Here is a 21983-nt window from a genome sequence, read left to right on the forward strand (position 1 = left end):
GCGCTCTTCTCTCCTCATCCCTGTGCCTGTCACAGGGATCCAGCCAGCCCAAGTCCTTGGGCTGAAGGAACTCTTTCCGTCGCGCGGACCGCGTCGGCTGGGCACAGGAATGAGGGTGGAGAGGGTTTTCGCCGCCGGCCCCAATTATCTCAGGCGCAGAGCACCATCGCCCAATAGGGCCGGTTGCGGCTGGCCGCATCATAGGCGACTGCAACACCCAGACCATTATAGGGCCCGAGCATGTTTTCGAGATGGTGTTTGGAGCCAATCCAGGCCTTTACGACGCGTTCCACGCTATCCTGTCCGGCCGCCACGTTTTCCGCTGCCGGAAGCGGCACGCTGCCGTCCTTCATGCGAATGAGGAAACTGTCGGTCAGGCCGATCAGATGCGCCATTTTCTGCGCCTTGACCATGCGGCCGGCCTGATAAGCGGCGGCGCTGCTAGCCGCGCCATTGATAGCGAGCGGCGAAAGCCCCTTGGATCGGCGCAGATCATTGACCATGGGAAGGGCCGCCGCCGTCTCGTCGCGGGTGCCGGATGGCATGCCCTTGTTGGTGGGCACGGAAACGCAGGCGGAAAGCACGGAGCCGGCGGAAACCAGCACGAAGCCGCGCCGGGTGAGCGTCTGGAATGATGTGTCGGTCATGTCAGCGACGATAGCTCAGGAGGCGAAGAATAATGAAAACGGGAATGACGATCGTGGCGCCGAGGATCAGATAGTCGCCGATCGCGCCGAGCGCATGGAAACCGCTACGCCAGAGATCGACCACGAAATCGCGCGCGCCATAGATGATGTTCCAGGGCGTCAATCCGAAGATCGCCATCAGAAAACCAACGAGCAATGAAACCACCAGCAGCTTCACCACGGTGCGGGCCACCGTATCACCCAGCATTTTGTTGACCTCACCGGCCATCAGCAAGTCTCCTGTTTTGTCCTGACATATGGGGCGCACCGCTTCGATGCAAGTTTTCGCGCACTATATCGCGCCATATTCGCCGCTGCCATGAAATAGGACTTGAGTTTTTTTATGGCTTGATAAATGACAGCCCGCATCTTCTCAGGAATCATTGATGGCCCCAAACCAGTTTTCTTCCGGTGACGTCATTGCCGACCGCCGGGCGGACTATGCCCGCATGTTGGCGGAAGGCGGCGACTATCCCGCCGCCGCCGAACTTATGGAACAGGCGCTTGAACTTGCGCCACGGTGGACGGCGGGCTGGTTTCGCTTCGGGGAATATCACGAAAAGGCGGGGGAACCCGCAAAAGCCGTGGCGGCTTACGAGAAAGTCGCCACGCTGGATACGGAAGGGCTGTTTGCAGCCGAACTGAAGCTGGCGGTTCTCGGCGCCGCGGAAACACCCGAGCAGCCGCCGAGTCGTTATGTGGAAGGGCTGTTCGACGATTATGCCGACCGTTTCGAAACGTCGCTCGTCGAGAAACTGGATTACAGCGTACCGCAGAAACTGGCGGAGCTGATCGGGACGGCGGCGGATGGCGGCGTCTTTGACACCATTGTCGATATTGGCTGCGGCACGGGCCTTCTCGGCGTCGAGATAAGCTCCCTGACAAAGCGGCTTGAAGGTTTCGATATTTCCCAGAACATGCTCGCCAAGGCGGAGGAAAAAGGTCTTTACGACCATCTTGGCCAGGCAGATCTTTCGCTCGAAGCGGAAGCGTCGGGATTGTTCACCCCGACCATGGTGCAGCACCGCGCCGCTCTCGTCGCCGCTGCCGATGTGATGATGTATCTCGGCAGTCTCGAAACTGTCATGCCGCTCGTTTCCGCCCTGCTTGCACCCTCCGGTTTCTTCGCCTTTTCGGTGGAGGATGCCGGGGATGAAGAGGGTTTCGTGCTGCGTGAATCCCTTCGTTACGCCCATTCGAAGAGCTACGTCACCGGCCTTCTGGAACGGACGGGCTTTTCCCTCCTCGAAATCCGCAAAACCACCATTCGCAAGGATGCCGGAAAACCCCTTTCCGGCATTCTTTTTCTTGCCCGCGCCAAAGCCTGAACATTCCGTTTCTTGCCATTTTCGCGATAGGTCAGGCTTCCTTACGTATCCTTCTTGCTCAGACGTTTTTTGCAGTGCAAAATATGCCTGAAGCTGAGGGAAAAAGCGTGAGCAGAACGAGAAGCGTTTACAGCATGTGGAGTTCCGATCCGGCCAGACATGCGCCGGTGGAAGACGTGCAGGGCATCGTCACCGGTGCCATCGTGTCGGCGCTCGGCTTTTATCTGCTGAACAAGGTCGGCCTTCTGACCGGCGGCACCGCCGGCGTCGCCTTTCTCCTTCACTATGCCTTCGGCATCAGCTTCGGCCTCCTGTTCTTCCTCGTCAATCTGCCCTTCTATTACCTGTCCTTCCGACGCCTCGGTCTTGCCTTCTCCTTGAAGACCTTCATTGCCATCGGCCTCGTTTCGGTGCTCACGGAAGTGGAGGCGCGCTGGATGATCATCGACAGCATCAACCCGCTCTGGGCGGCGCTTCTGGGCGGCTTGCTTCTGGGGTATGGATTGCTGGCGCTTTATCGCCACCGCGCCAGCCTGGGCGGTATCGGCATTCTGGCCATCTATATTCAGGATCGCTTCGGCATCCGCGCCGGTCTGATCCAGCTGGCCTTCGATGCCTTCGTGATGCTCTGCGCCTTCCTCGTCATCGATCCGGCCACCGTCGTCTATTCGATTGTCGGCGCTTTCGTGCTCAACATGTTTCTCGCCATCAATCACCGCTCGGACAGATACATCGTTGTGCGCTGAGTAAAGCACGCTTGAAATCCATCGCGCTTTTGCGCAATAGCTCGACAGAGGCCGGAAAATCAGGGGAACAGGCATGGGCGATACGACTGCACGCAGGCGCTTGAATATCTGGGCTTCCGCGCCAGATCGTCATTCGATGCTGGAGGATGCCCAGGGCGTTCTGGCCGGCAGCATGCTCGTCTCGCTCGGTGTGACCCTGCTTTCTGCCGCGGGCCTGCTCACCGGTGGCACCGTCGGCCTTGCCTTTCTGGCGCATTATTCCACCGGCTTCAGCTTCGGCGTGGTGTTCTTCCTCGTCAACCTGCCGTTTTATTATCTCGCCTTCCGACGTCTCGGTCTTGCCTTCACGGTCAAGACCTTCTGCGCCATCGCCATGACGGCGCTGCTGTCGGAATATATGCCCGGCTTTTTCGCCTTTCAGAGCATCAATCCGGTTGCTGCGGCTCTCTTTGGCGGATTGACCGTCGCGGCCGGCATGCTGGCGCTGTTCCGTCATCGCACGAGTCTCGGCGGTTTTGGTATCCTCGCGCTTTATCTTCAGGATCGTTTCGGCTGGCGCGCGGGCCTCGTGCAGCTCGCCTTTGACGGCATGGTGCTGGCCTGCTCGTTCTTCGTGGCCACACCTTTCGTCATCATCTGCTCCATCCTCGGCGCGTTGGTCATGAACCTCACGCTCGCCATCAATCACAGAAACGACCGCTACATCGCCATGTAGCGGCCGCCCATTTTGGGTTTAAGAGGTCACGCCGCCTTCGCAGCCGCATCGACCGGATGCTGGGAGCGGAAACCGACAGCGATGCGGTTCCAGGTGTTGATGGCGCCGATGGCGACCGTGATCTTCACGATATCCTCATCGGAAAAATGCGCCTTCAGCGTCTCGAAGGCATCATCCGGGGCGCCGGTTTCGGCAATCTTCGTCACCGCGTCCACCCATCCGAGCAGCGCCCGTTCCTGCTGGGTATAAACGGGGGATTCCCGCCACACGCTCATCAGGTTGATCCATTGTTCGGAGAGCCCGTCATGGCGGCTTTCCTTCACATGCATGTCCACACAGAAGGCACAGCCGTTGATGATCGAGGCGCGCAGCTTGATGAGGTGAACGAAGCGGCGCTCGAGCCCGCTGCCCTGAACATAATTTTCCAGAGCCATGACGGCCTTGAAGGCTTCGGGCGATGCTTTGGCATAGTTGATACGGGTTTTCATGGGTCTCTCCATTGGTTGGGTCTGTTTGAAGTCATGCGTCATCGGTCCGGAAAGCGGCGAAGCTCTCCGGTGCAGGTCGATCTTTTTTTGGGGGGCCTGTTTTCGGGTCTCAGCGCGTCATCGTCTTGCGCTCGTTCAGCTCCAGAAAGGCGCAGCCACGCGCGGCAATCCCGCCATCATCATTGGCGGCGAGATCGTCCAGAATATCGGCGATGGTGGTTTTGGCGAGTTCCGCCCGATAGGCCTTCTCCGCTTTCAGCATCGCGGCATTGATGCCGCAGGGCTTGGTGAAATAACGCCCCGGCAAGGGGTTCGGCCCGCGCTGGCGGATTTCCGCGCAGCGGAAGGCAGGCTGCGGCCCTTCGACGGCCAGCACGATATCGAGCAGCGTGATCCTGTCTGTCGCCCGGGCCAGACGGTAACCGCCCTTCGGCCCCGGCACGGTGGCGACAATCCCGGCATTGGACAGCGACTGAAGATGCTTCAGCAGATAGCTGGTGGAAACGCCGTGAAATTCCGCCAGCGCCGCTGCCGACAGCACGCCGCCTTCGGAAAGCCCCGCCAGCATGCCCACGCTGTGAATGGCCTGTTCCACGCCGTCGCCGAGTTTCATCCGACTTGTCCCTGTGCGGTTTGTTTCAGTATCGTGGATAAAAATTATCCGTGATTGCGCTTTCTGTCAAGCGGTCCCGTTCCGCCCTTCTTTTTTGCAGCTTTTTCACTACCTTGAAGATGTGAAACACGCCGAGTCTCCCATTTCCGGCACGCATGTCGGCTCCTTGCCCCTTCCATTCCAGAAATGGTTTGCCGAAAAAGGGTGGTCTCCGCGCGCGCATCAATTGGAGCTGATGGCCCGGGCGCGCGGCGGCGAAAACATGCTGCTGATCGCGCCCACGGGCGCCGGCAAGACGCTGGGCGGCTTCATGGCCTCGCTCACCGATCTGGCAGAACGCGGCAAGGTGCCGGCGGGCTCCGGCTTCGTCGGCGTGCACACGCTCTATATCTCGCCGCTCAAGGCGCTGGCGGTGGATATCGAACGCAACCTCACCAGACCCGTCTCTGAAATGGGTCTGCCGATTTCCATCGAGACCCGCACCGGCGATACGCCGCAGGGAAAACGCCAGCGCCAGAAGGTGAAGCCGCCAGACATTCTGCTGACGACACCGGAACAGGTCTCGCTGCTGCTCGCCAACAAGGAGGCCGAGCGCTTTTTCCGTGACCTGAAATATGTGGTGCTCGACGAGTTGCATTCGCTCGTCACCTCCAAACGCGGCCATCTGCTGTCGCTGGCGCTCGCCCGGGTGCGCCTGCACGCACCCGATGTGCGCTTTATCGGCCTTTCGGCCACGGTGGCGGAGCCGATGGATTTGCGCCGTTATCTCGCGCCGCAGGGGCAGGCGGAGCCGCCCGCCGGCCTCATCACCGTCGAAGGCGGGGCAAAGCCGGATATCTCCATCCTGAGCACGGAAGAGCGCATCCCTTGGTCCGGCCATTCGGCGCGTTACGCCATGAAGGATTTGTACGCCGCGCTGAAGGACCATCAGACGACGCTGATCTTCGTCAACACTCGCTCGCAGGCGGAGCTGATCTTCCAGGAACTCTGGACCATCAATGACGACAATCTGCCGATTGCACTCCATCACGGTTCGCTGGATGCCGGCCAGCGCCGCAGGGTGGAAGCGGCCATGGCGGAAAACAAATTGCGCGCCGTCGTCGCCACCTCCACGCTCGATCTCGGCATAGACTGGGGAGATGTCGACCTCGTCGTGCATGTCGGCGCGCCGAAGGGCGCAAGCCGCCTGGCCCAGCGCATCGGCCGCGCCAATCATCGCATGGATGAGCCGTCAAAGGCGATCCTCGTTCCCGCCAACCGCTTCGAGGTGATGGAGTGCCGGGCAGCGCTTGATGCCAATTATATCGGCGCGCAGGATACGCCACCGATTGCCGAGGGCGCGCTCGATGTTCTCGCCCAACACATACTTGGCATGGCCTGCGCCGAGCCCTTCGATGCGGATGATCTTTATCGCGAAGTAACCAGCGCCTCGCCCTATGCCGATCTGCCGCGCGCCACCTTCGACCGGGTGGTGGATTTCACCGCCACCGGCGGTTACGCGCTGCGCACCTATGAGCGTTACGCCCGCATCCGGCAGATGAAGGACGGTCGCTGGCGCGTCTCCAATCCGGCGGTCGCGCAGCAATATCGCCTGAACCTCGGCACCATCGTCGAGGCGGCGGAACTCAATGTCCGCATGGTCAAGCGTAATGCCAAGGGCACGGTCGGGCGCGGCGGCATGTCGCTCGGCAAGGTCGAGGAATATTTCCTCGAACAGCTGGTGCAGGGCGATACCTTCCTTTTCGCCGGCAAGGTGCTGCGCTTCGAGGGTATCAGGGAGAATGAATGCCTGGTCTCCCAGGCCTTCTCCATGGACCCGAAGATACCCTCCTATGCCGGCGGCAAGTTCCCGCTCTCCACCTATCTCGCGGATCAGGTGCGCTCCATGCTGGCAGACCCGACGCGCTGGCATGCGCTCCCGGATCAGGTGCGCGACTGGCTGGCGATCCAGAAGGAAAAGTCGATCATTCCCAAGCGCGACGAGCTGCTGGTCGAGACCTTCCCCTTCCGCAAGCGCTTCTTCATGGTCATGTATCCCTTCGAGGGGCGCTTGGCGCACCAGACGCTCGGCATGCTTTTGACGCGCCGGCTGGAGCGGGCGGGCGCAAAGCCCATGGGCTTTGTCGCCACCGATTATTCGCTCGCCATCTGGGCCATGGAGGACATCGGCAGACGGCTGAAATCCCGCCGCCTGTCGCTTGCAGACCTGCTGGACGAGGATATGTTGGGCGATGATCTGGAGGCGTGGCTGGACGAATCCTTCATGCTGAAGCGCACCTTCCGCAATTGCGCCGTCATTTCCGGGCTGATCGAACGCCGCCATCTCGGCAAGGAAAAGACCGGCAGACAGGTCACGGTCTCCGCCGATCTTATTTATGACGTTCTTCGCAGCCATGAGCCGGACCATATCCTGTTGGAAGCGACGCGGCGCGATGCCGCGGCGGGACTTTTGGACATTGGCCGTCTTGGCGATATGCTGAGGCGAATCAAGGGTCACACCACCCACCGCGCGCTGGAGCATGTCTCGCCGCTTGCCGTTCCGGTCATGCTGGAAATCGGCCGCGAGACGGTGGCGGGCGAGGCGATGGACGATGTGCTGGCCGAAGCCGCAGACGAACTGATCGCGGAAGCGATGTCCTAGGAGCCGGCGGACAGATGCAAACGACTTTCGGGCCGTCCGATATGCGGACCCGGTAAAGGAACGACGAGAAGTGCTGAGCCGTCTCACATTGAGCGACAGGTTTTCAAACGGTTTCGAATGCCTCGGCAGCGAAACCGCCGTTAATGGTGTCGCGGCCTGGTGCGATCCGCTCGGCGGACTTTACCTGCCCGACCTGTCGCTGCTCGTGGTGTCCGACCTGCATCTGGAAAAAGGGGCGGCCTTTGCCCGGCGCGGGCGCATGCTGCCGCCTTATGACACCATCGCTACCCTCAAAATCCTGTCCTCCCTCGTCAGCCGCTACGACCCGAAGATCGTCGTCAGCCTCGGCGACAATTTCCACGACCGCGTGGGGTCCGAGCATCTGCCGCCCATGCTGCGTGAAATCATCCGCGAGATGGCCAGCGGCCGTGAATGGATATGGATCAACGGCAATCATGATCCTGACGGTACGGTCGATCTGCCGGGATCTTCGGTGGATGAGATGTTTTACGGCAATCTCGTTTTCCGCCATGAGCCGAAAGCGCGTGATGCCGCCGGCGAAATCGCCGGCCACCTACATCCTTCCGCCACCGTTCGTCGTCGCGAAAAGACGGTTCGGCGGCCCTGTTTCGCCACCGATGGTTCACGGCTTCTGATGCCGGCTTTCGGGGTCATGAGCGGCGGGCTGGATCTGCGGCACAAGGCTATGCGCGGTCTCTTTGATCACGCCGCTCTCGTCGCGCATCTGATGGGGCGGGAGCGCATCTATTCGGTGCGGTTTGCCAATCTGCTCGGCTGAGCATGGTGTTGCAGCCGCCTATTGACGGTAGACCAGCACCGGTATCTTCGAATTCTTCAGCACCTTGGCCGTAACGCTGCCGAGCAGCATCTCGATGAAACTCCTGCGCCGGTGCGACGCCATGGCGATGAGGTCGCAGCCGGTTCTGTCGGCAATTTCGATGATAGCCTCATCCGGCCGCCCCGCTCGCGCCAGCAGGGCTTCGCAATCGAGCCCCATGGATTCGGCGTGCGCCTGCGTGTCTCTCAGAAGATGCTCCGCCTCCTCGCAACGGTGAAATTCCTCTTCAGCAATGGCGGCAATGTCCTCGACATCGCTGGCAATCACGTGAAAGGGTTCCGATACCGTCACGACGGTCACCTTTGCGCCTGCCTCCCTGGCGAGAGCGAACCCTTGGTCGATTGCGATCTGCGCCAGCGGCGAGCCATCGGTGGGAATGAGAATGTGCTTGAACATGACATTTCTCCTTTTCATCCCGGTCACAACCGCACTTACCGCCGTGATCTGCGTGCGTGGTTGTAACGCCTTGAATTTTACCGCAAACCGTTGAAGGAAGCGAATGCTATCTTTGGAGGAAAGGGCGGCAGACGGTGTCTTTTCCGGGAGGGAAAAGGCTCAGTCCTTGCGGAAGATGATGCTCGCACCCCAGCCGGTCACGACGGCGAGCAGAACGCAAAGAGCGCCATAGGCAAGCGGCGTCTGATGGGCGGCGTCGGTGATCGCCTGTTCCATGCCCGTCTTGACGACGCGCAGTTTCAGTTCGCGCTGGGCGATGAATTTGCCGCTCTTGAAGAGATAGGCGCGGGCGGTGTGCACGCCGTTCGGCACGTTGGCGGGCAGGCGAAGCGTCGCCCAGAAAAGGCCGGTGCGTTCCAGCCTCACCCCGGTCGTGTCGTTGCGATAAATGCCGCTTGAAAGCTTGAGCCGACGATAGGCCTCCTGAAAATCGAAGACATTGTCAGGCACGCCGGAAAAGACAGCGCTTTTGAGCGACAGATGATCGACACCCAGCCCCATGGCCCGCAAGGTACCGGGCGAGGCGATGGCGCTGATGTCGCGCGTGCTGGCCATGGAATAGGATTCCGGCAGCGGCGTGAAGGTAATGGCGCTGGTATTGATCCAGATACCGGCCACACGTTCTTTCTTGCGCACGGTCATGTAGTCGCTCGGTCCTTCGAGCGTCACGACAATATCATATTGCCCGATGGCAAGCAGCAGCTGGTCGGTATTGTTCAGCGCGCCGAAGAGCGTGAAATCCGCACCACGAAAATCGGAAGCGATGGGGATTTCCGTCGTCGATGCGCCGATTTCGATGTTTTCCAGCAGTGACCGCTGCTGCGGACCGGGCGGCAGGGCAAGCGGTGGTGTCTGCGCCGAGGCAATGCCGCCAAAGGTAAGGCATGAGAGAAGAAAAAACACGGCGTGTAAAATAGGGCGGGTCAATAACCTAACCCCCCGACGGCAACCGAAAACAGGTCTTCCGGGCGCACCACCAGCGATACGGCGAGGCGAAGCGCAACGGCAAGCACCAGCAGCGCCAGCAGCGCACGCAGCTGTTCGCCGCGCAGTTTCTGCCCCACCCGCACACCATATTGCGCGCCGATGACGCCCGCCACCATCAGGATGAAAGCCAGCACCACATCGACGGAATAGTTGGTCGCGGCCTGTACGACGGTCGTATAGGCGGTCACGAAAATGATCTGGAACAGCGAGGTGCCGACGACCACACTGGTGGGAATGCGTAAAAGATAGATCATGGCCGGCACCATGATGAAGCCGCCGCCGACACCCATGATCGAGGTCAGGATGCCGATGCCGAAACCCAGGGTCACGATGGGAATGACGCTGAGATAGATCTTCGATTTCTTGAACCGCATTTTCAGCGGCAGACGGTGTACCCAGTTGTGGTGGCCGGGACGGCGCAGCGTCACGGTTTCGTTGCGGGCCGCGCGGCGGAGCGCCGAAATGCTCTCCTTCAGCATCAAGCCGCCGACGGTGCCGAGCAGGATGACGTAGAGCAGCGAGACGATGAGATCGAGCTGGCCGATGCTGCGCAGAAAGGAGAATATCCACACGCCGACCGTGGCGCCGACAAGACCGCCCACAAGCAACACGCTGCCAAGCTTGACGTCCAGCGTCCCGCGCCGGAAATGCGTGATGGAGCCGGAAACGGAAGAGGCGACCACCTGGTTCGCGCCAGTCGCAACCGCCACGACGGGGGGAATATTATAGAAAATCAGAAGCGGCGTGATCAGGAAACCACCGCCAACGCCGAACATGCCGGAAAGAAAACCGACAGCCGCGCCCATGCCCAGAATGATGAAAATATTCACCGACAGTTCTGCGATTGGCAGATAGACAGTCACGGCTCGGACCTCGGGCAAATGGTTCCGGGCGACGGGGCCTGTCCGGGTGAGGGGGCCGCGCCGCGATTATACTTTCTGTCTGAAAAGACCGGGCATGCCCAGCCTTCATTCGTCATGCCCGCGAGGGTCTGACGTGTCAACATTCAACGGTAAATACGTTGATAATTTGGAAAGATAGCGGCCGTGTGTCGGCAGGCCGTCACATTCCTGCGCCGTGTTGCGCCGAAGCGGCCAGGAGGCCGCCCCATCGGTTCCGGAATGTTACTTGTTGCGGGCAAGCAGCGCGGTCACCAGCTCGTTGGTGATGCGTCCGTCAGGCGTCTGGCCGACGGATTTCTGGAAGTCCTTGATGGCGGTGACGGTGTTCTTGCCAAGCTTGCCATCGGGCTGGCCGGCATCGAAACCGTTCTTGTTCAGGATTGCTTGAATGTTGCGGATCGCCTTTTCCATGTCCACGGAGGCGGTCTTCACACCTTCCTTGCCGGCCCATTCCTCAGGCGGGTTGACGCTGTTGGCGTCTTCCGAAAGCGGCTTGACCTTCCACACGTCCACCTTGGCCTTGGCGCTCTGAAGCTGCTGCGGGTTCATGGCCCCGGCAACTTCGTCACGCTTCTGGGCGGCGTCAGCGTCGCCATCCTTGGCGGCAATCGCGAACCACTTGTAGGATTCCTCGATATCCTGCTTCACACCGCTGCCGCGGGCATAGAGAATGGCGAGGTTGAACTGGCTGTCCCGAACGCCGAGTTCGGAAGCCTTGATGAACCATTGTGCGGCACCAGTGAAATCCGGCTGGCCGGCCGCGTCTGAGGCAAGCAGGACGGCGAGATTGTGCATGGCGCCGGCATTGCCCTGCTCTGCGGCCAGCGTGTAATAACGCTTGGCCTCGGAAAGGTTGCGCTCGACGCCGTTTGCCTTCTCGTAAAGATTGGCGAGACGATATTGTGCGGGTGCAAGACCGCGATCCGCCGCCATTTTATACCATTTCGCGGCTTCAGCACGGTCGGCGGCCACGCCGCGGCCGTCGGTGTAACGTGCGGCGATCTCAAACAGCGCCTGCGTGTCGCCCTTGGCTGCGGCCTCAGCAAGCGACGCCGGCTCGATGCCTGCGGGAACCGCAATCGCGTCCTGGGCGGGGGCAGCCGTGGCGGCGGCTTGCTGCGCCGGTGCCTGCGGCTCACTTTTTACGATTGTGTCAGGTGTTGTCGTATCGACAACCGGAGCATTGGCGACCGGCGGCTCGTCGGCGAGCGGTGCGCCGCCTATGGTGCGGGGATCGATTGTATTCTGCGGCGGTGCGGCGTTTTCGATACTGTCGGCGGATGCCGCCTGCTCTTGATCGATCGCGAGGTCGGACGGGATGGTCACTGCCTTGTCGCCGCTCTCGGGAAGGGCGGAGACCGGAGAGTTTTCCATCTTCTGTTCGATGACGGGTGCCGGCGCTTCCGCGCCACCGATCAACGTCTTGATGAGCGGCATGGCCATCATGGCGAGAAGAATGGCGCCGATGCCGAGCAGCAGCGGACGACGGTAGCGCGAGAGCGCAGAGGCGTCGGCCTTGCGATTTTTCTTGCCGGTTTCAAGCTTCTCCGGCGAGGTTTCCATGGCGGCGGCCTGTGCCGCGCGGCGGGCGGCGGCAATGAAATCCGTCCGTCCTTCGGCATCGGCGGCCTTGCCGCTGGCGGCAACCTGGCTGGCGCGCACCCGTTCCAGTATCTTCTTGATATCAGGCGCGCCCGAACCCGGCTCCAGAAGCTCGTTTTCCTGGCCGGCTGGCAGAACGTCAATCGGGTCGAGCGAAGGCGCGGGCTCCACCTGCGTGCGCGTGGAGGTGGCGGATATGGGCTCTTCAGCGGTTTTGGCCGCCTTCGCCGTGCTGCTCCTGAACCGTTTCGTCAGGCCGGCAAGCAGGCTCTTCTTTTCGGCCTTTGCCGGCTTTGCCGCAGCAGGCGGCACGACGGTCATCGCATCCGCATCCTTCTCGTCGGCGTCGAGAATGGCCTGCTCCTCGGCGATATAACCTTCCTCCGGGAAGACCGCTGCCGGCATGGGCACATCTTCGCGGGCGGGAGCAACCATATGCTGCGCAACGTTGCGGGGCGCGGCCTCTTCACGATAGGCGGGAACAGCCTCGCGATTGTCGAGACTGTCGAGCCGGCCGGCGATCTGCACCAGCGTCTCATGCAGCGCCTCGAAGGTGCGGTGCGTGCGCTCTTCGGTGTTACGGCTCAGGGCCTCTAGGCTGCGAAGATCGGTCGCGAGATCGGTCAGCATCGTCATGTCGGCGAGATTGGCGCCGGCGGACAGGTTGTTGCGGGTATAGGCGTCCAGAACGGCTTCGGCCGCCTGCCGCGCCGCTTCGATGATATATTCGTCGTTGGACGCCATATAGTCCTCGATCGCCGCCATGCGGGCATCGAGTTCCGGCGGCAGGCTCGCCTGTGCGTGCACCGGCTGGCTGATCAGCGTTGAGAGATGGGCGATCTGGTTTTCGAGGCTTGCCAGCGCGTGGCTGTCGGCGGGCGCGGCATGGGCGGTCTCGTCCAGGCGGGCGGCAATATTGCCGAGCCGTTCTTCCAGACGGGAGAAAGCGCTTTCGCTGAAGCCTGATGCGGGCTGCGGCTGGCTGTAACGATAATCGAGATCCTCGATCCGCCGCGACAGCGTGTCGAGCCGTTCGGCCAGGCCATCATTGACGGCGCCGTGATCCAGCGCGTCGATCTTGCGGGAAATGTCGCTGAGGAAGGAGGTCAGTTCCGCCTGCTGCGAAGGGCGCTGCGAACGCTCCAGCAGCAGGGAAAGCTGGTCCAGCCGCTCATGCAGCTGCGCGGCGTCGCGGGCGGTGCTGAGCTCATCGATCTTGCCGGCCAGCGTTTCGAGACGGGCGGTCAGGTCCAGCGCCGGCTCAGGCTTGGTGGCGGCAAGACGGTTGATGTCATCAAGCTGTTCGGCAAGGCCGTTCAGGCGGGTTTCCAGCCGCTGCGCCAACGCACTATCCGTGGCCTGGGCATTCGAGCGGGCCCCGGTTGCGGCAATCGCGCGGCTGATTTCGTCCAGACGCTGATCCAGTCCGGAAAACTGTTCGGTAAAGGCCGCCTCGTTCGGCTGCATGTGTTTGCCGAGCTGCTCCACGGCGCTCGCAATAGCGATCAGCTTTTCTTCAAGCACGCGCACGGCCGGATTGTTGCTCATGCCGCCGAGCTGGGTCTTGATGTCGTCCAGACGATAGGCGAGCGAAACGATCTCATCCTGCAGCGAGGCGGCGTCAAAACCGCGCAGCGTATCTTCCACGTTGTTCCAGCGGCTTTCGATCCGGTGCACGCTGTCTTCACGCGCAAGCTGGTCGATCGTCAGGCGCAGGTCCTCGAATTCGTTGCGCAGCCCATAGGCATCAGGCGATGCCAGGTTGCCGAGCTGGTCGATGCTGCCGGCAAGCCGTGCAATATCGTCGCGCAGATCGCCGATGAATTGCTGGTCTTCCGCGATGGCGCGAATGTTGCGGATCTCCGCACGCAGCCCCTGCGCCTCGCGCGCCACGCCTTCGGAAATATCGTGCTTCAGCTCATGCCGCAGGTTGACGAGGGCCTGTGCGATTTCCTGCAAGGCCGCGTCGTTACGCTGCTGCTCCTGATAAGGCGGAATGGAGCGTGCACGCGGTGCGGCGGCAGCCGCCTCGTTCGGGCGATATTCCGGCGCAAGCGGCCTGGTAATGGTTCGTTCCGGGCGTGCAACGGGCTCCTGCGGCCGCTGGAAGCTTGATTCGAGCAGGCGCTGGCGCTGGCGGATTTCGTTGACGGGGTCGAGCTGCGGCGGCGTAACCGTGGCGCGGGGTTCGCGCGGCGCGGCGTAAGCCTCGGTTTTCGGTTCCGGCGCCGGGGTCGCCGTGCGCGGCTCGCGCGGGAATTTCTGGCTCATCAGCCCTTCAATACGGGCTTCAAGACCTTCAATGGTGCGATTGAGAGCATCAAGAGACGATCTGTCGCCTGGCTGTTGGGTTTTCGATCGCAATCCGTTCATCTTCTCGCTCGCTTCGCTTCCGTCCGGCGTGCCCGGTTGTTTGTCGCGACGGTTGCCTGTCTGGACATGCCGTCGCCGCAACATGCAGCAATTCTAGAGCCGGTATTTGCCCCCTTGGAGGAAAATGCGCCGATGGACGAAGCAGTTACCTCTGTCGGGAGAATTCACGAAACGTGGTAAAGAAGTGGTTAACTATGGTGGGAATTTTTTAACTTTTGTGGCGCGCGGCACTCCCGCGCGCGGGCTGACCATCCAATCGGCGGAAAGGGCAGTCGATATTCAACCGGAATTTATTTGACGTTTACGCGCACGTCAAATATTGTCATCCCATATTTGCCGGATCGGCTCCGGCTTTCACGATGCGGAGGAACATCGGTAATGCCTGTTTACAAGGCCCCAGTCAAAGACACGCTTTTTATCCTGAACGACGTTCTCGGCCTGGAGCGGTATAACAACCTGCCCGGCTTCGAAGATGCAACCCCTGATATGATCGAGGCCATCACCGGTGAAGCCGCCAAGCTTGCCGAAGAGCGGCTTTTCCCGCTCAACCTTTCCGGCGATCAGCAGGGTTGCAAGCGCGCCGACGACGGTTCGGTTTCCGTGCCTGAAGGTTTCAAGGAGGCCTATGACGCCTATTGCGAGGGCGGCTGGATCGGTCTTGCCGTTCCGCAGGAATTTGGCGGTCAGGGCCTGCCCTATACGCTCCATGCCGCGATCGGCGAATATATGTCGTCCGCCAACCTGTCGCTGATGATGTATCCCGGCCTGACGCAGGGCGCCATCGCCGCAGTCCTCGTGCATGGAACGCAGGAACAGAAGCAGACCTATCTGCCGAAGATGGTCGAAGGCACATGGTCCGGCACCATGAACCTGACCGAACCCCATTGCGGCACCGATCTCGGCCTGCTGCGCACCAAGGCGGTTCCGCAGGGCGACGGCAGCTACAGGATTTCCGGCCAGAAGATATTCATCTCCGCCGGCGAACATTCCATGACTGATAATATCGTCCATCTGGTGATTGCCCGTATCGAGGGCGCGCCGGAAGGCACCAAGGGTATTTCGCTGTTCATCGTGCCGAAGTTCCTCGTCAAGGAAGATGGTACGCTCGGCGAGCGCAATGGCGTCACCTGCGGTGCGATCGAGCACAAGATGGGTATTCACGGCAACGCCACCTGCGTCATGAACTATGATGACGCGACGGGTTATCTGCTGGGCGCGGAGAACAAGGGTCTCTCCGCCATGTTCGTGATGATGAACGAGGCCCGCCTCGGCGTTGGCCTGCAGGGTCTGTCCGTTGGCGAGATCGCCTACCAGAACGCGGTGGAATATGCCCGTGACCGCATTCAGGGCCGCTCGCTTTCGGGTGCAAAATTCCCCGACAGGAAGGCCGATCCGATCATCGTGCACCCGGATATCCGCCGCACGCTGATGACCATCAAGGCCTATAACGAGGCCGGCCGCGCATTCCTTCTGTGGACCGCGCTGCAATCCGACATCGCCCACCGCGCCGCCGATGAAAAGCAGCGCCAGGCGGCGGACGACTTGCTCGGCCTCGTCACCCCGATCCTGAAAGGTGTCTTGACCGACAAGGGCTTCGACCATGCGGTGATGGCGCAGCAGGTCTTCGGTGGCCACGGCTACATCGAGGAACACGGCATGAGCCAATATGTCCGCGATGCGCGTATCACCATGATCTATGAGGGTGCCAACGGCATTCAGGCGCTCGATCTGGTGGGCCGTAAGCTCGGCATGAATGGCGGCCGCGCCGTGATGGCGCTGTTCAAGGAAATCGGCGATTTCTGCGAGGAGAACCGCGCCGACGAAAAGCTCAGCCTCTACACCAAGGGTCTGAAGAAGGGCTTGAACGACCTGCAGGCCGCAACCATGTGGTTCATGCAGAACGCCATGGCGAAACCCGACAATGCCGGTGCCGGCTCGACCGACTATATGCATCTCTTCGGCATCGTGGTGCTGGGCTACATGCAGGCGCGCATGGCGAAAGCCGCCAGCGAAGCGCTTGCAGCGGGCAGCACTTCGGACGAGGATTACCTCAAGACCAAGCTTGTCACGGCGAAGTTTTATATGGAGCGCATCATGCCGGAAACGGCGCTGCGGAAGGCCCGCATCGAAACCGGCGCGGACACCATGATGGAACTGGCTGCGGAAGCATTCTGATGAGGCTGGCGTTTCTGACGCCGCAGGGAGAGAAACAATGACCGACGTATTTATCTACGACCATGTCCGCACCCCGCGCGGACGCGGCAAGAAGGATGGCAGCCTGCATGAGGTGCCCTCCGTTCGCCTTGCCGCCAAGACACTGGAAGCCCTCCGCGACCGCAACGGGCTGGACACATCCGCTGTCGATGACATCATCATGGGCTGCGTCGATCCTGTCATGGATGCCGGTGCGGTGATCCCGAAGGCTGCCGCCTTCGAGGCGGGTTACTCCAATAAGGCCCCGGGCATGCAGATATCGCGCTTCTGCGCCTCGGGTCTCGATGCCATCAACTTTGCGGCCGGCAAGGTCAAGGCTGGGTCTGACGATATCGTCATCGCCGGTGGCGTCGAAAGCATGTCGCGCGTCGGCATGGGCATGTCTGGCGGCGCCTGGTACATGGACCCTTCGGTCAACTTCCCGGCCTTCTTCATGCCGCAGGGCGTGTCGGCCGATCTCATCGCCACAAAGTATGGTTTCTCCCGTGACGATGTCGACGCCTATGCCGTCGAAAGCCAGAAGCGCGCGGCGCATGCCTGGGAAAAGGGCTATTTCAACAAGTCGGTCATTCCGGTGAAGGATTCAAACGGCCTGACGATCCTCGACCGTGACGAGCACATGCGCCCCGGCACGGACATGCAGGCGCTTGCCTCGCTCAATCCGTCCTTCCAGATGCCGGGTGAAATGGGCGGCTTCGAAGCCGTCGGCATCATGGCGCATCCGGAAGTGGAGCGGATCAATTACGTCCATCACGCCGGCAATTCGTCCGGCATCGTTGATGGCGCTGCCGCCGTGCTGGTTGGCTCGAAGGCGGGCGGCGAGGCGATGGGTGTGAAACCGCGCGCCCGCATCAAGGCTTTCGCCAATATCGGCTCTGACCCGGCGCTGATGCTGACCGGCCCGGTGGATGTGACTGAAAAGCTCCTGAAAAAGACCGGAATGTCGCTTGCCGATATCGATCTTTTCGAGCTCAACGAAGCCTTTGCCGCCGTGGTCCTGCGTTACATGCAGGCCTTCGACATCGACCACGACCGGATGAACGTCAATGGCGGCGCCATCGCCATGGGCCATCCGCTCGGTGCAACCGGCGCGATGATCCTCGGCACGGTGCTGGATGAGCTGGAGCGGCGCGATCTGAACACTGCGCTCGTCACGCTCTGCATCGGCGCTGGCATGGGCACGGCGACGGTTATCGAGCGGGTTTGAGGCTGGTCATGAGGCGCGAGGTTTACGAGCGGCCCAAGAATGAGATCGAACAGCAGCTGGCTCGGCACAATCTGGAAAAGGACATGGCACAGGATCATAGGGCGTCCATCCGCCCCGTTTCCCCTGTCCACATCCGGCGGCTCCGGGCAGAGCGCTGGGGTTTGATTGTGTTTCTTGTTCTTGTGGTCGGTTGTGTCGGCCTCGCACTCGGACTGTCGTAACCGCAGGGAAATTTGAGGGAAGAGGAATCCCAAATGAGCACTTACACCAATTTCACCATCGAGACGGACGCAGACGGCATTGCCCTCGTCACCTGGGACATGCCGGAAAAATCCATGAACGTCTTCACGTCAGAGGTGATGGACGAGCTGAACGCCATTGTTGATGCCACCGTCGCAGACAGCGCCGTCAAGGGCGTCGTCTTCACCTCCGGCAAAAGCACCTTTTCCGGCGGCGCCGATCTTTCGATGATCAAGTCGATGTTCTCCTTCTACAATGATGAGAAGACGAAGAACCCGGATCAGGCGGCGGCAAAGCTGTTCGAACTGGTTGGCCGCATGACGGGCCTGTTCCGCAAGATCGAGACCAACGGCAAGCCCTGGGTTTCGGCCATCAACGGCACCTGCATGGGCGGTGCGTTTGAGCTGTCGCTTGCCTGCCACGGCCGGGTAGCCTCCAGCGCCAAGAACCTCAAGATCGCCCTGCCGGAAGTCAAGGTCGGCATCTTCCCCGGCGCCGGCGGCACCCAGCGCGTGCCGCGCCTGACGGATGCCCAATCGGCGCTGCAGATGATGACCACCGGCCAGTCGCTGACCGGCGCGCGCGCCAAGGCCATGGGGCTGGTGCATCAGGTGGTGGAGCCGGATGAGCTTATTTCCGCTGCAAAGCAGATGATCAAGGACGGCCTGAAGCCGGTCGCGCCGTGGGATGAAAAGGGCTTCAAGGCCCCCGGCGGCGGCATCTGGACGCCTGCCGCAGCCCAGCTCTGGCCCGCAGCACCGGCCATCCTGCGCCGTGAAAGTGCCGGCAACTATCCGGCCGCACTCGCCATCCTCAAATGCGTCTATGAAGGCCTGCAATTGCCCTTCGATACGGCGCTGAAGGTGGAGCAGCGTTATTTCACCGAAATCCTTCGCTCGAAGGAAGCCTTCGGCATGATCCGCTCGCTGTTCATTTCCATGCAGGAACTGGGCAAGGGCGCGCGCCGCCCGGCCGGCCAGCCGAAGACGGAGTTCAGGAAGGTCGGCGTCGTCGGCGCGGGCTTCATGGGCGCTGCCGTCGCTTATGTCACCGCTGCCGCCGGCATCCCCGTTGTGCTGGTGGACCGCGATCAGGAAGCAGCCGACAAGGGCAAGGGCCATTGCGAGGAAAGCGTCAAGGCCGCCATCGGCAAGGGCAGGCTGACGCAGGACGAGGGCAAGGCCCTGCTAGACCTCGTCACCCCGACGGCGGATTACAAGGCGCTCTCCGATGCCGATCTCGTCATCGAGGCCGTCTTCGAAGACCGCGATGTGAAGAAGGCCGTTATCGAGGCCGTGGAAGCCGTCTTGCCGCAGGGCGCGATCTTCGCCTCCAACACCTCCACTTTGCCAATCACCGGGCTTGCTAAGAACTCCAAGCGCCCGGCGGATTTCATCGGCATCCACTTCTTCTCACCTGTCGAGAAGATGATGCTGACGGAAGTGATCCTCGGCAAGGAAACCGGCGACAAGGCGCTCGCCGTCGCGCTGGATTATGTGGCCAAGATCAAGAAGACCCCGATTGTGGTCAATGATACGCGCGGCTTCTTCGTCAATCGCTGCGTGCTGCGTTACATGGCGGAAAGCTACGATATGCTGATCGAAGGCGTACCCGCCGCCATGATCGAAAATGCCGCGAAATTCGCCGGCATGCCGGTCGGCCCGCTGGCGCTGAACGATGAGGTGGCCATCGATCTTTCCTACAAGATCCTGAAAGCCACCGTCGCCGATCTCGGCGAAAAGGCTGTCGATCCGCGCCATATGGAGCTGGTGAAGAAGCTGGTGGAAGGCGAGGGCCGCTTCGGCCGTAAGAACGCCAAGGGCTTTTACGACTATCCGCAAAAGCCCGCCAAGAAATCCCTCTGGCCCGGCCTGAAGGACCTTTATCCGCAGCAGAAGCCTGAAGACGTGGATATGGAGGTGCTGAAACAGCGCTTCCTCGTCACCGTGGCGCTGGAAGCCGCCCGCACGGTGGAAGAAGGCATCGTCACCGATCCGCGTGAGGCGGATGTCGGCTCCATCCTCGGTTTCGGCTTTGCGCCCTATACCGGCGGTGCGCTGTCCTACATCGACGGCATGGGCGTGAAGAACTTCGTGGCACTCGCCGAAAAGCTCAGTGAGACCTACGGCCCGCGCTTCAAGCCGACGCCGCTGCTGAAGGACATGGCCGCCAAGGGCGAGACCTTCTACGGTCGCTTCGATCCCTATGCCAGCGCCGCCAAGGCGGCCTGAGGCTTCAAGCGAGACATTGAACAGGCCCTCCGGGGCCTATTTTATTATGCCTGCCTCTCTGCTTTCCGTGCATCCTTTGCCCGGCTGAGGCGTTGAAAAGGCTGACTGGGCAAAAGCGCCCGCCGCCGCAATTCAGCACGCCTCAGGAGACAGCGATGAAAGCACCACTGCGATCCCACGGTTTCGACAAGCCCTCCGACCTTGACGACCATCTGGCCGAACTGGACGAAGAGGCCGTGGAGAAGAAGGCTGCAAAACCCGCTGTTGCCCGAAGGGTGCGTGCCGCCGCCCCGCCGGAATCATCCTTGCGCGCGGAGCTGGATGATCTGCGCAAACAGCTCGAAAAGATTCGCCGCGACGTCAAACGGCTGGAAGCCGCCGCCAACCCGTCCCATCATAAATCCGCCAACGCCCGGCATGAGCGCGACCGCGAGAATTCGCGCCTGATGACGGTGGTGCGCTCCGTTGCCGTCACCTCGCTGGCAAGCCGCATCTTCGCCTCCTCGCCCGTCATGGCGGCGCTGGTGGCCGTTGTGCCAATCGCGCTTGGCCTTGCCGCACGGCGCAATGAGGGGGCGTAAGCCGTCCCCCGCCGCGCCACCGCCCGCTGGCCCGGCGGATGCCCAGGAGCGGGTTTTCCGCCGCAATCCTGCCTTCGCCGGGCAGACTTTCCAGCCATCCACAGGCGCCGTGAAAAAACTGTCAAAAAACTTCGCGATGGCGCTTGCCATGTCCGAACAAGATGTTATAACCCCGCTCACTTTCGGGGCACCAAACAGCCCCGCCCGCCAAAAGCGGAGGTTCTTCAAGGACCTGAAGTGCCCGGATAGCTCAGTTGGTAGAGCAGCGGATTGAAAATCCGCGTGTCGGTGGTTCAAATCCGCCTCCGGGCACCATATTTTCCCTAAGAAAAACAATGGCGTAGCGAAAAAGTTCGGCAATTTCTCCTAGATTTGATGTTGCGTCGGTTTTCCCGCGTTTTCCTTGATTTTCCGGGCTTTTTCCTGATGTCCCGGCAAATCCATGCAACATGAAATGCAACATGGAGGGGTTCTTGAAGACGGTTTTTCTATTGATGGCTCAGTACGACGGACGGGCGATTATCCCGGCCGAAATGGTCTGCCGAGACTATTTCCCTCATCTGACGATAAACCATTTCGTGCGCAAGGCGACACGGGGAGAGATCAAGCTTCCGCTGATCTACATCGAGCCGAGCCAGAAGGCCGCGAAGGGAATTCACGTCCATGATCTGGCTGAATACATAGATGCCCGCCGAAAGGTCGCAAAGAGCGAAATGGAAGCCTTCATGCGATAGAGGGATATGCGCCGATGCTTGATGTGGTGGAAACTGACCGGCCGGCGTCTCGATCGAAAGCTCGGGGGAAAAGCCCTCGGCGCCGGCGCGTGGACAAGCGAAAAATCTTGGGCGCCGATCGGCTGCGAAAAATGCATGCCAATCCCGATTTTGCCTCGGCCCGCGATGAGCGGGGCCGGGAGCGCTTCAAAGCGAGGCGCGATGAAATGCAGCGCCTCAGTAACGCGGCCCGTCGTGGTTACGACGTGCCGCCCGAGAGGGAGGCCGAATGGAAGGCCCTCAAGGCGAAGCGGGCATTTTCTAATGAGGAAATCGGAATTATGCTCGGGTTGAAGCGGTGGCGCCGCCGGCGCCGCACTAGGACTTAATGGGGCGACGGG

General features: G+C 61.1%; 19 protein-coding genes and 1 tRNA gene. 12 read left to right on the forward strand and 8 right to left on the reverse strand.

The window, feature by feature from the left end; all coding sequences use genetic code 11:
• Positions 1 to 149: 149 nt before the first annotated feature.
• Both AGR13A_RS01950 and AGR13A_RS01955 read right to left on the reverse strand, forming a co-directional pair.
• A complete protein-coding gene (locus AGR13A_RS01950) occupies positions 150 to 647 on the reverse strand; it encodes a CAP domain-containing protein (protein WP_035227562.1) in 498 nt (165 codons plus the stop codon).
• 1 nt (position 648) lies between these two features.
• The gene (locus tag AGR13A_RS01955) at positions 649 to 915 is read right to left on the reverse strand and encodes a DUF6460 domain-containing protein (protein WP_003493739.1); all 267 of its coding nucleotides are present in this window, start codon (positions 913 to 915) and stop codon (positions 649 to 651) included.
• 157 nt (positions 916 to 1072) lie between these two features.
• On the opposite strand from AGR13A_RS01955, the gene AGR13A_RS01960 reads away from it, so the two are divergent.
• From AGR13A_RS01960 to AGR13A_RS01970, 3 genes are all read left to right on the forward strand, one after another.
• The gene (locus tag AGR13A_RS01960) at positions 1073 to 2014 is read left to right on the forward strand and encodes a class I SAM-dependent DNA methyltransferase (protein WP_167377377.1); all 942 of its coding nucleotides are present in this window, start codon (positions 1073 to 1075) and stop codon (positions 2012 to 2014) included.
• Between the two features lie 134 nt (positions 2015 to 2148).
• The gene (locus AGR13A_RS01965; protein WP_080833368.1) at positions 2149 to 2760 is read left to right on the forward strand and encodes a YitT family protein; all 612 of its coding nucleotides are present in this window, start codon (positions 2149 to 2151) and stop codon (positions 2758 to 2760) included.
• 73 nt (positions 2761 to 2833) lie between these two features.
• On the forward strand, positions 2834 to 3475 hold the full coding sequence (locus AGR13A_RS01970; RefSeq protein ID WP_080833370.1) for a YitT family protein: 642 nt from the start codon (positions 2834 to 2836) through the stop codon (positions 3473 to 3475).
• A gap of 26 nt (positions 3476 to 3501) precedes the next feature.
• Here the strand turns inward: AGR13A_RS01970 and AGR13A_RS01975 are convergent, their stop codons facing one another.
• On the reverse strand, positions 3502 to 3963 hold the full coding sequence (locus tag AGR13A_RS01975) for a carboxymuconolactone decarboxylase family protein (RefSeq protein WP_035227571.1): 462 nt from the start codon (positions 3961 to 3963) through the stop codon (positions 3502 to 3504).
• A 109-nt stretch (positions 3964 to 4072) separates the two neighbouring features.
• Positions 4073 to 4576 (reverse strand): RrF2 family transcriptional regulator, encoded by a 504-nt coding sequence (locus AGR13A_RS01980; RefSeq protein WP_080833372.1) that lies wholly within the window; start codon positions 4574 to 4576, stop codon positions 4073 to 4075.
• 121 nt (positions 4577 to 4697) lie between these two features.
• Here AGR13A_RS01980 and AGR13A_RS01985 point away from each other — a divergent pair, with 121 nt between their 5' ends.
• Together AGR13A_RS01985 and pdeM are read left to right on the forward strand one after the other, a co-directional pair.
• A complete protein-coding gene (locus tag AGR13A_RS01985; protein WP_080833374.1) occupies positions 4698 to 7217 on the forward strand; it encodes a ligase-associated DNA damage response DEXH box helicase in 2520 nt (839 codons plus the stop codon).
• Between the two features lie 70 nt (positions 7218 to 7287).
• Positions 7288 to 8016, forward strand: a complete 729-nt coding sequence (pdeM, locus tag AGR13A_RS01990; protein WP_080833376.1) for a ligase-associated DNA damage response endonuclease PdeM — start codon at positions 7288 to 7290, stop codon at positions 8014 to 8016.
• Positions 8017 to 8034: 18 nt separating this feature from the next.
• Here the strand turns inward: pdeM and AGR13A_RS01995 are convergent, their stop codons facing one another.
• From AGR13A_RS01995 to podJ, 4 genes are all read right to left on the reverse strand, one after another.
• Entirely contained in the window at positions 8035 to 8472 is a 438-nt protein-coding gene (locus AGR13A_RS01995) for a universal stress protein (RefSeq protein ID WP_035227577.1), read from the reverse strand.
• 159 nt (positions 8473 to 8631) lie between these two features.
• On the reverse strand, positions 8632 to 9459 hold the full coding sequence (locus tag AGR13A_RS02000; RefSeq protein ID WP_080833379.1) for a TIGR02186 family protein: 828 nt from the start codon (positions 9457 to 9459) through the stop codon (positions 8632 to 8634).
• Positions 9456 to 10382, reverse strand: a complete 927-nt coding sequence (locus AGR13A_RS02005) for a sulfite exporter TauE/SafE family protein (RefSeq protein WP_035227581.1) — start codon at positions 10380 to 10382, stop codon at positions 9456 to 9458. Before AGR13A_RS02005 ends, AGR13A_RS02000 begins: the two co-directional genes overlap by 4 nt.
• Positions 10383 to 10643: 261 nt before the next feature.
• A complete protein-coding gene (gene podJ / locus AGR13A_RS02010) occupies positions 10644 to 14396 on the reverse strand; it encodes a cell division protein PodJ (RefSeq protein WP_080833381.1) in 3753 nt (1250 codons plus the stop codon).
• 378 nt (positions 14397 to 14774) lie between these two features.
• Here podJ and AGR13A_RS02020 point away from each other — a divergent pair, with 378 nt between their 5' ends.
• The 7 genes from AGR13A_RS02020 (at position 14775) to AGR13A_RS02060 (ending at position 21971) form a co-directional block, all read left to right on the forward strand.
• Positions 14775 to 16571 carry an acyl-CoA dehydrogenase C-terminal domain-containing protein gene (locus AGR13A_RS02020; protein ID WP_080833383.1) on the forward strand — a complete coding sequence of 599 codons (1797 nt, stop codon included), beginning with the start codon at positions 14775 to 14777 and terminating at the stop codon, positions 16569 to 16571.
• Between the two features lie 37 nt (positions 16572 to 16608).
• Entirely contained in the window at positions 16609 to 17817 is a 1209-nt protein-coding gene (locus AGR13A_RS02025; protein ID WP_080833385.1) for an acetyl-CoA C-acetyltransferase, read from the forward strand.
• Positions 17818 to 18071: 254 nt separating this feature from the next.
• Positions 18072 to 20288 carry a 3-hydroxyacyl-CoA dehydrogenase NAD-binding domain-containing protein gene (locus tag AGR13A_RS02035; protein WP_080833389.1) on the forward strand — a complete coding sequence of 739 codons (2217 nt, stop codon included), beginning with the start codon at positions 18072 to 18074 and terminating at the stop codon, positions 20286 to 20288.
• Positions 20289 to 20443: 155 nt separating this feature from the next.
• Positions 20444 to 20869: a hypothetical protein gene (locus AGR13A_RS02040; RefSeq protein ID WP_080833391.1), complete on the forward strand. Its 426-nt coding sequence runs from the start codon at positions 20444 to 20446 to the stop codon at positions 20867 to 20869.
• 239 nt (positions 20870 to 21108) lie between these two features.
• Positions 21109 to 21184 (forward strand) — tRNA-Phe (locus tag AGR13A_RS02050).
• 158 nt (positions 21185 to 21342) lie between these two features.
• Positions 21343 to 21603: a pyocin activator PrtN family protein gene (locus AGR13A_RS02055; protein WP_080836441.1), complete on the forward strand. Its 261-nt coding sequence runs from the start codon at positions 21343 to 21345 to the stop codon at positions 21601 to 21603.
• A gap of 14 nt (positions 21604 to 21617) precedes the next feature.
• On the forward strand, positions 21618 to 21971 hold the full coding sequence (locus tag AGR13A_RS02060) for a hypothetical protein (RefSeq protein ID WP_139786001.1): 354 nt from the start codon (positions 21618 to 21620) through the stop codon (positions 21969 to 21971).
• Positions 21972 to 21983: the final 12 nt, after the last annotated feature.

Origin of the sequence: Agrobacterium genomosp. 13 str. CFBP 6927, from assembly GCA_900012615.1 — a bacterium.
Taxonomy (GTDB): domain Bacteria; phylum Pseudomonadota; class Alphaproteobacteria; order Rhizobiales; family Rhizobiaceae; genus Agrobacterium.

What these genes read in the sequence shown, in the direction of transcription:
- AGR13A_RS02035 (WP_080833389.1), top strand. Translation starts at nt 18,072, where the DNA reads ATGAGCACTTACACCAATTTCACCATCGAGACGGACGCAGACGGCATT.
- AGR13A_RS02025 (WP_080833385.1), top strand. Translation starts at nt 16,609, where the DNA reads ATGACCGACGTATTTATCTACGACCATGTCCGCACCCCGCGCGGACGC.
- AGR13A_RS02060 (WP_139786001.1), top strand. Translation starts at nt 21,618, where the DNA reads ATGCTTGATGTGGTGGAAACTGACCGGCCGGCGTCTCGATCGAAAGCT.
- AGR13A_RS02020 (WP_080833383.1), top strand. Translation starts at nt 14,775, where the DNA reads ATGCCTGTTTACAAGGCCCCAGTCAAAGACACGCTTTTTATCCTGAAC.
- AGR13A_RS01965 (WP_080833368.1), top strand. Translation starts at nt 2,149, where the DNA reads ATGTGGAGTTCCGATCCGGCCAGACATGCGCCGGTGGAAGACGTGCAG.
- AGR13A_RS01955 (WP_003493739.1), bottom strand. Translation starts at nt 915, where the DNA reads ATGGCCGGTGAGGTCAACAAAATGCTGGGTGATACGGTGGCCCGCACC.
- AGR13A_RS01950 (WP_035227562.1), bottom strand. Translation starts at nt 647, where the DNA reads ATGACCGACACATCATTCCAGACGCTCACCCGGCGCGGCTTCGTGCTG.
- AGR13A_RS01995 (WP_035227577.1), bottom strand. Translation starts at nt 8,472, where the DNA reads ATGTTCAAGCACATTCTCATTCCCACCGATGGCTCGCCGCTGGCGCAG.
- AGR13A_RS01970 (WP_080833370.1), top strand. Translation starts at nt 2,834, where the DNA reads ATGGGCGATACGACTGCACGCAGGCGCTTGAATATCTGGGCTTCCGCG.
- podJ (WP_080833381.1), bottom strand. Translation starts at nt 14,396, where the DNA reads ATGAACGGATTGCGATCGAAAACCCAACAGCCAGGCGACAGATCGTCT.
- AGR13A_RS01980 (WP_080833372.1), bottom strand. Translation starts at nt 4,576, where the DNA reads ATGAAACTCGGCGACGGCGTGGAACAGGCCATTCACAGCGTGGGCATG.
- AGR13A_RS01960 (WP_167377377.1), top strand. Translation starts at nt 1,073, where the DNA reads ATGGCCCCAAACCAGTTTTCTTCCGGTGACGTCATTGCCGACCGCCGG.
- AGR13A_RS01975 (WP_035227571.1), bottom strand. Translation starts at nt 3,963, where the DNA reads ATGAAAACCCGTATCAACTATGCCAAAGCATCGCCCGAAGCCTTCAAG.
- AGR13A_RS02040 (WP_080833391.1), top strand. Translation starts at nt 20,444, where the DNA reads ATGAAAGCACCACTGCGATCCCACGGTTTCGACAAGCCCTCCGACCTT.